Annotated in this window: 3 protein-coding genes and 1 pseudogene; all 4 read right to left on the reverse strand. The window is 36.5% G+C overall.

Annotated features, from left to right (window positions below; translation table 11 throughout):
- The coding region (locus tag AC33VI_RS08790; protein ID WP_491781890.1) for a hypothetical protein at positions 1-234 on the reverse strand (234 nt) is incomplete at its 3' end.
- A gap of 73 nt (positions 235-307) precedes the next feature.
- Positions 308-622, reverse strand: a complete 315-nt coding sequence (locus tag AC33VI_RS08795; protein WP_491781891.1) for an MGMT family protein — start codon at positions 620-622, stop codon at positions 308-310.
- Between the two features lie 3 nt (positions 623-625).
- Positions 626-1204 carry a YdeI/OmpD-associated family protein gene (locus AC33VI_RS08800; protein WP_491781892.1) on the reverse strand — a complete coding sequence of 193 codons (579 nt, stop codon included), beginning with the start codon at positions 1202-1204 and terminating at the stop codon, positions 626-628.
- A gap of 63 nt (positions 1205-1267) precedes the next feature.
- Positions 1268-1876: pseudogene (locus tag AC33VI_RS08805) on the reverse strand (pyruvate kinase); the annotation flags it as partial.

The following is a 1876-nucleotide window of genomic DNA, read 5'->3' on the forward strand; positions in this document are numbered from 1 at the left end:
ATTTTTTTCTAAACTTTTGCAGATAGCAATCGGATAGACTCTTTGCCAGTTTGGAGTAATATGTTCTGTCCCAAAAGTATTAACTTTGTGAGAAGAACCATCGGGAAATACTAACTTAACAGCAGTAATTTTTCTCAGAGTATCTGCTAGTGAAGCATCTACTCCAGGTGCTAAAACGAGACGATTGCCAAGATCGAATACATCTTCAACAACAATTAGCATTATTTGACTCATATACTTTTTGAAAACAATTAATTTGTATTTAAACTCATTACTCATTACTCATTACTCATTACTCATTACTTACCTAACTCGGTTGCCATTTATATTGATTAAGATCGATTTTTCCTTGTGAATTAAATTTAATTCCTTCGGTTTCTAAAAGATGTTTTTGTAAATAATCTCCTCCCTGACGGAGATGGGAATAGGAAATTTCTCCTTTGGCATTAATCACCCGATGCCAAGGAATATCGTCTGAGGCGAGATCGACTCTAAATAAAGCGTATCCCACCAATCGAGCTTTGCCATAAAGTCCAGCAATTTCGGCTATTTGTCCGTAGGTTGCCACCTTTCCTTTAGGTATTAGTTTGACAGTTTGATATATAAGATTATATTTATTCATTAGCTAATAGTTAGCTCTAATATTCTTCTCGGCTTTGCTAACAGTATCCTCAATTCTTTTCGTTCTAGTTGCTGGTTTTTTAGCATTCTTAATCCATTCCAAAATCCCTCGCTTAACCGATCTAGGAAATGCCCCCCAATTATTAAATGCCACTAAATTTTTAGCCAAAGCCAATTTTAGATCTTCGGGTAAAATTAAAGCTTCAACATCATCTAAAAAATACCAAGAACCATCTTGTTTGGCTTGTTCTATTTTTTCCAATCCTGCCGAATGTATTAAACTATTTTTTTCTAATTGAGCTACGTATTCTTTATTTACTTTTGACCAATTACTACCTTGTTTGCGGGGAGAAATATATAGCATGGTTCTATTCTCATCTAGTTTGCGCGGTAAGCTATCAATCCAACCAAAACACAAACATTCTTGGACGATATCTCCATAGGGAAGATAGTATTCACTCTTTTTTTTATAAGTAATCAACCAAACTCCTTTAGTTTGTGTGTAGTTATTTTGCAACCAAGCTCTTAATTCCTGGCGAGTTTTAACTTCAATTCGGCAAGCATTCTCTAGGGGTTTTATCATTAAGCATTTAGGTTAGTTTCAACAAAAATCAGGTATCTATATTAAAACTAATAACTAATAACTTTAAATCTGATGAATTTTAATGAAATTAGTTCCTTGGGGATTTTGAGTGGGAATACCTCCCATAATCAAAATATTATCGCCAGGTTCAACTAATTTTTGTTGGAGAAAATAATTTTCGGCGATCGCAACTAAATCTTCAAAAGTTTCGCCTTCTTTTTCTAGATATACAGGTTTAATACCCCAAACTAAATTAAGACGATGGTAGACATCAATGTTGGGAGTAAAAGTCACGACCATTGTTTTTGGTCTTTCTCCCGAAGCAATGCGGGCAGTATAGCCAGTAGCGGTAAAACAAGCAATATAACGCAATTTTAGAGTGCCATCGATCGCATTTAAAGCTTCCCCAAGGGCATGGTGCGATCGCTTTTAGCAGGGGGATTGTTCACAAATTGTAGATCTGGTTCGATACTAGAGGCGATTTTAGCCAGCATGGAAACGGCTTTAAGAGGATATTTTCCTACTGCTGATTCTCCCGATAGCATTACCGCATCAGTGCCGTCGATAATTGCGTTGGCTACGTCGCTGGCTTCGGCGCGAGTCGGGCGAGGATTATTAATCATACTATCCAACATTTGAGTAGCAGTAATTACAGGGACATTCTTGAGGTTG

The organism is Waterburya sp., assembly GCF_058530065.1.